This is a genomic window from Rhizobacter sp. (assembly GCF_031412075.1).
In the GTDB taxonomy this organism is placed as follows: Bacteria; Pseudomonadota; Gammaproteobacteria; order Burkholderiales; family Burkholderiaceae_C; genus Rhizobacter.
The window spans coordinates 1-5248 of record NZ_JANOCG010000312.1 but is presented as its reverse complement, the minus strand read 5'-3'; the positions used below and the strand labels follow the sequence as shown (position 1 = coordinate 5248).

Annotated in this window: 4 protein-coding genes and 2 tRNA genes; 1 reads left to right on the top strand and 5 read right to left on the bottom strand. The window is 62.9% G+C overall.

Annotation, left to right across the window (positions count from 1 at the left end; all coding sequences use genetic code 11):
* Positions 1 to 150: 150 nt before the first annotated feature.
* Both RMO40_RS11440 and RMO40_RS11435 read right to left on the bottom strand, forming a co-directional pair.
* Positions 151 to 1332 (bottom strand): acetyl-CoA C-acetyltransferase, encoded by a 1182-nt coding sequence (locus tag RMO40_RS11440; protein ID WP_309720831.1) that lies wholly within the window; start codon positions 1330 to 1332, stop codon positions 151 to 153.
* Between the two features lie 26 nt (positions 1333 to 1358).
* A complete protein-coding gene (locus RMO40_RS11435; protein WP_309720828.1) occupies positions 1359 to 2696 on the bottom strand; it encodes a UDP-N-acetylglucosamine 1-carboxyvinyltransferase in 1338 nt (445 codons plus the stop codon).
* A gap of 200 nt (positions 2697 to 2896) precedes the next feature.
* On the opposite strand from RMO40_RS11435, the gene RMO40_RS11430 reads away from it, so the two are divergent.
* Positions 2897 to 3517 carry a hypothetical protein gene (locus RMO40_RS11430; RefSeq protein ID WP_309720826.1) on the top strand — a complete coding sequence of 207 codons (621 nt, stop codon included), beginning with the start codon at positions 2897 to 2899 and terminating at the stop codon, positions 3515 to 3517.
* 55 nt (positions 3518 to 3572) lie between these two features.
* On the opposite strand, the gene RMO40_RS11425 is transcribed toward RMO40_RS11430, so the two are convergent.
* The 3 genes from RMO40_RS11425 to lon form a co-directional block, all read right to left on the bottom strand.
* Positions 3573 to 3646 (bottom strand) — tRNA-Cys (locus RMO40_RS11425).
* Positions 3647 to 3719: 73 nt separating this feature from the next.
* Positions 3720 to 3795: transfer RNA gene (locus RMO40_RS11420), tRNA-Gly, on the bottom strand.
* Between the two features lie 115 nt (positions 3796 to 3910).
* Positions 3911 to 5248, bottom strand: a 1338-nt coding sequence (gene lon / locus RMO40_RS11415; RefSeq protein ID WP_309720823.1) for an endopeptidase La, incomplete at its 5' end; no start/stop codon positions are given.

Genomic DNA, 5248 nt, shown 5'->3' with positions numbered 1-5248 from the left:
CTCGCTCATGTACAGGTAGCGGGGGTCGGGCGCGATCGAGAAAGGCTCTTGCCTGAGACCGAAGAATTTCGCGTACATCGTGGGGGCGAGTCTATCCCCGGGTCGTGTCGCGACGAACAAGCGGTTCTGCGCCGCCTGGGTTTCGTAGCCTCAAGACAGCCGCTCGATGATCGTCACATTGGCCAGCCCACCACCCTCGCACATGGTCTGCAGGCCATAGCGTTTGCCTCGCTGTTTGAGCGCATGCACCAGCGTCGTCATCAGCTTGGTGCCCGAGGCGCCCAGCGGGTGACCGAGCGCAATCGCTCCGCCGTTGACGTTCAGGCGCGCCGGGTCGGCCCCGGTCACCTGCAACCAGGCCAGTGGCACCGGGGCAAAAGCCTCGTTCACTTCGAACAGGTCGATGTCGTCGATGGACAAGCCCGTCTTGTGCAAGGCCTGCAGGGTGGCGGGGATGGGCGCTTCGAGCATCACCACCGGGTCGTGGCCGATCACCGTCATGTGGTGCACGCGCGCCAGGGGTTGAACACCCAGCGCCATGAGCCCGCGCTCGTTGACCACCATCACGCCACTGGCACCGTCACAGATCTGGCTGGCCGTGGCAGCTGTCACGCGACCGCCGGGCTGGATGAGCTTGACGCTGCCGATGCTCTCGAGCGACGCATCAAAACGAATGCCTTCGTCGCTGCGGTGAAGCTCACCGCTTTCGGTGCCGTCTTGCAGGCGCGCTGTCACGGCCACGATCTCTTCGTCGAAGGCATGAGAGCGCACCGCCGCAATGGCACGTTGGTGGCTTTGGTACGCATAGGCGTCGAGCTGGTCCTTGGAGAGCTCGTACTTCTTGGCGATGGCTTCGGCGCCGAAGAACTGGCTGAACTCCACCCCGGGGTAACGCGCCTGCATGCGCGGGCTCACGTAGGTGCCGAGGCCATTCTTGTGGGGCAGCGTCATCGGCATGCCCATGGGCACGCGGCTCATGCTCTCGACGCCGGCGGCGATCACCATGTCCATGCTGCCCGACATCACGGCCTGCGCTGCAAAGTGGAAGGCCTGCTGTGACGATCCGCATTGCCTGTCCACCGACGTGCCCGGCACCGACTCGGGCAGGCTGGACGCGAGCACCGCATTGCGCGCCACATTGGCCGCCTGCTCGCCGGCCTGGCCCACGCAGCCCATGATCACGTCGTCGACCATCGCGGGGTCGGCGCCGCTGCGCCGCACCAGCTCGTCGAGCACTTGCGCTGCCAGGTCGGCCGGGTGCCAGCCCGACAGACGGCCCCCTCGCCGCCCGCCTGCAGTGCGGGTGGCAGCAACGATGTAGGCCTCGGCCATGGTGGGCTCCTGGGGTGGGTCGAGCCTCATTCTGACTCGATGTGTGCCCCCAGCAAGCGCAGGTTTTCCACGAAGCGCGGGTGCGCGCGGCGTATCGGTGCGGCATTGCGGATCACCGACCGCCCGTCGATGCTCGCGGCCAGCATCAGCAGCGCAATCGCCACCCGGATGATGTAGGGGCTTTCGACTTCGGCCGGCACCAAGGGCTTGCCACCGAAGGTGATGACACGGTGCGGGTCGGACTGAAATGCATGCGCGCCGAACTTGGAGAGCTCCGAGGTCCAGCCCATCGCGCCGTCGTAAACCTTGTTCCAGAACATCGCGCTGCCTTCGGCCTGCACGCCCAACGCCATGAAGATGGGCAACAGATCGACCGGCAAGTAGGGCCAGGGTGCCGCCTCGATCTTTTGCAGCATGTTGGTGGTGAAAGGCTCGCTCACGCGCAGCTTGCCTTGCACACGCGCATGCGACCAACCATCGCGGTGGGTCACGTGCACACCGAACTTGGCGAAGCAGCGGTCGATCAACGGAAAGTGCTCAGGCGATGAATTGCGCACAACGACCTCGCCGCCGGTGATGGCGCCGAGCGCCAGGAAGGTCACGACCTCGTGGAAGTCTTCGGTGAATCGGAACTCTGTGCCGCCGAGCTCATCCACGCCTTCGATGGTGAGCCGTGAGGTGCCAATGCCTTGAATGCGCGCACCGAGCTGCTGCATGAAGGCGCAGAACTCCTGCACATGCGGCTCGCAAGCCGCGTTGGTGAGCGTCGACGTACCACTCGCCAGCGCGGCACACAGCACGAAGTTTTCGGTGGTGGTGACCGATGCGTAGTCGAGCCAGTGGTCGGTGGCGCGCAAGGGGCCATCGCTGTGCACAAGCAAGGCGTCTTCGCTGCGCTCGACACGACCGCCGAAGCGCGTCAATACCTCGACGTGGGGGTCGATTTCGCGCACACCAAGGGTGCAGCCCTTCACGTCGTTTTCGATGCGCGCGGAGCCGAAACGCGCCAGCAACGGCGGCACCAGCATGATCGACGAGCGCATCTCTTGCGGCAGCCGGTGCAGCTTCGCGTCGAACAGCGTGTGCCGGTGGTGAATACCCACGACGCCTCGATCGAAATCGGCATGCACCTCGCTGCCGATCTGCTCGAAGACAGCCAGGATCTTGCGCACATCGGTGATGTCGGGCACGCCGCGCAGGTGGACCGGCTGGCGGGTGAGCAAGGTCGCACACAACACGGGCAACACCGCGTTCTTGTTGGCCGACGGCACGATGCGCCCCGACAAAGGCACGCCCCCATGGACGACGATCTGAGACGCGTTGTGAGACCGCACCACTTGTTGCAAAGGTTGACTGGCTGACACGAGCAGGGCTCCTGGGTTCATGCCAACCGACGCGGTGGGCATGAACCCAGCATCCACCGGGCCTGCGAAGGGGCGATGAAGCGCTCCTGGCTTGTGTGAAGCCTCGGTGAACTCGCACTCGGCTAGGGCGTGAGGCTATTGCCCATGCCTGAAAAAACCGACACCATGGGCGCAGTCATCCAAGCAGTCCTCGACACCGTATGAACACTCGAACCCCACACCTTGCAGCAGCCCTGCTTCTGTTCTCCGTGGCAGCCCACGCCGCACTGCCCGCCGACGGCGTCAAGGCCGCCGAAAGCTGCGAAGCCTCGGTCACCGACACGATCAAGGAAATGCGCGGCCGCGACGCACAAGAAGTGCAGTTCAGCAAGGACAAACGTTCGCTGCTACCGACCACCGGCGAAGAGACCGACGTGAAAGGCGCCGGGCGTTATCGCAACGCTTCCGGCGCGTCGATGCCTTTCACCTACGGTTGCGCCTACAACGCCAAGACGGGCGCCACATCGGGCATCGTGTTCCGCGACGCAGGTGGCCCGAAGGCCAGCGAAGAAAAGCCCTGGCAGCCCGACCTGGTGAACGTGTCGCCCGAAGCCTGCGAAGCAGCGGTCGCATCTGCACTCAAGAGCAAACACCCGCGTGTGGGTCGCATTGCCTTTGGCTCCGACTCGCGCCAGCTGCGGCCCGCCCCGTTAGGCCGGTCAAGCCTTGAAGGCATTGGCGCGATGGAGCGCGCGCCTGGCATGAACCTGGTTCAGTTCAGTTACCGCTGCGAATTCGAACCCGGCAACAGCAAGCTCGTGGCGGTGCAGACCATCGAATGACAAACTGAGTCACCCATGAAAAAGCCCCGACAAGTCGGGGCTTTTTCATTTCTTCTGGAGGCGCGACCCAGAGTCGAACTGGGCTATACGGATTTGCAATCCGGTGCATAACCGCTTTGCTATCGCGCCCCTGAAACCTTGACAGCGCTTACCCTGAAATCTGTTGGCAAAAAGGGAAGCCGAAGCTTCCCTTTCATGAATTTGGAGCGGGATAAGAGACTCGAACTCTCGACCTATACCTTGGCAAGGTATCGCTCTACCAACTGAGCTAATCCCGCTTTGTGCCTCGATCAAATCAAAGCGCTTTTTTTGAAGCTTTCTGAATTAACCGAAGCTCGCATTATAGGACGAAAAAAGCCGGTCGGGCAAGCCCGGCTTGTCGACCAGCCGTCATCAATGCTTGAGCGACTCTGAAGTCACCGGCGCCACAGGCGTGTCGGCTTTCACCGCTTCAACCTTCGGCGGCTCCTCTTCGGCCAACGGCTGCGGCATCGACTCCAGCGCCACTTCGAGCACCTGATCGATCCACTTCACCGGCACGATCTCGAGGTGGTTCTTGACGTTCTCGGGGATGTCCTGAAGATCCTTCGCGTTCTCTTCAGGAATGAGCACCGTCTTGATGCCACCGCGGTGAGCGGCCAGCAGCTTCTCTTTCAAACCACCAATGGCCGTGACTTCACCGCGAAGCGTGATTTCACCGGTCATCGCCACATCAGCGCGCACCGGAATGCCAGTGAGTGCGGAGACGAAGGCCGTGGTCATCGCAGCACCCGCGCTCGGGCCGTCCTTGGGCGTGGCGCCGTCGGGCACGTGGATGTGGATGTCACGTTTCTCGAACATCTCGTCCTTGATGCCCAAGCGTCGAGCCCGGCTGCGCACGACGGAACGTGCCGCTTCGACCGACTCCTTCATCACATCGCCCAGCGAGCCGGTGCGGATGATGTTGCCCTTGCCCGGCATCACGGCGGTTTCGATGGTCAGCAGATCGCCGCCCACTTCCGTCCACGCCAAACCAACCACCTGCCCGACCTGGTTCTGCTTCTCGGCTTGGCCATAGTTGTACTTGCGCACACCCAGGAAGTCGTTGAGGTTGTCTTCGTTCACCACCACCTTCTCGGTGTAAGTCTTGAGCTGGATGCCCTTGACCACCTTGCGGCAGATTTTCGACATCTCGCGCTCAAGCGAACGCACACCGGCTTCACGCGTGTAGTAACGAATGATCCCGCGCACGGCCGATTCGGCGACTTCCATCTCTTCGTCTTTGACACCGTTGTTCTTGCGCTGCTTGGGCAGCAAGTAACGGGTCGCGATATTGACCTTCTCGTCTTCGGTGTACCCCGACAGGCGAATCACTTCCATCCGGTCCAGCAGGGCCGGCGGGATGTTCATCGAGTTCGATGTCGCGATGAACATCGTGTCGCTCAGGTCGAAGTCGACCTCAACGTAGTGGTCGCTGAAGGTGTGGTTCTGCTCCGGGTCGAGCACTTCCAGCAGCGCCGATGAAGGGTCGCCACGGAAATCCATGCCCAGCTTGTCGATCTCGTCCAGCAGGAACAGCGGGTTGCGCGTGCCGACCTTGGAGAGGCTCTGCAGCACCTTGCCCGGCATCGAGCCGATGTAGGTGCGGCGGTGCCCGCGGATCTCGGCCTCGTCGCGCATGCCGCCCAGGGCCATGCGAACGAACTTGCGACCGGTGGCGCGCGCCACGCTCTGGCCGAGCGAGGTCTTGCC

Excerpts from the sequence above, each read along its gene's own strand:
- RMO40_RS11440 (WP_309720831.1), bottom strand. The coding sequence starts at position 1,332 with ATGGCCGAGGCCTACATCGTTGCTGCCACCCGCACTGCAGGCGGGCGG.
- RMO40_RS11430 (WP_309720826.1), top strand. The coding sequence starts at position 2,897 with ATGAACACTCGAACCCCACACCTTGCAGCAGCCCTGCTTCTGTTCTCC.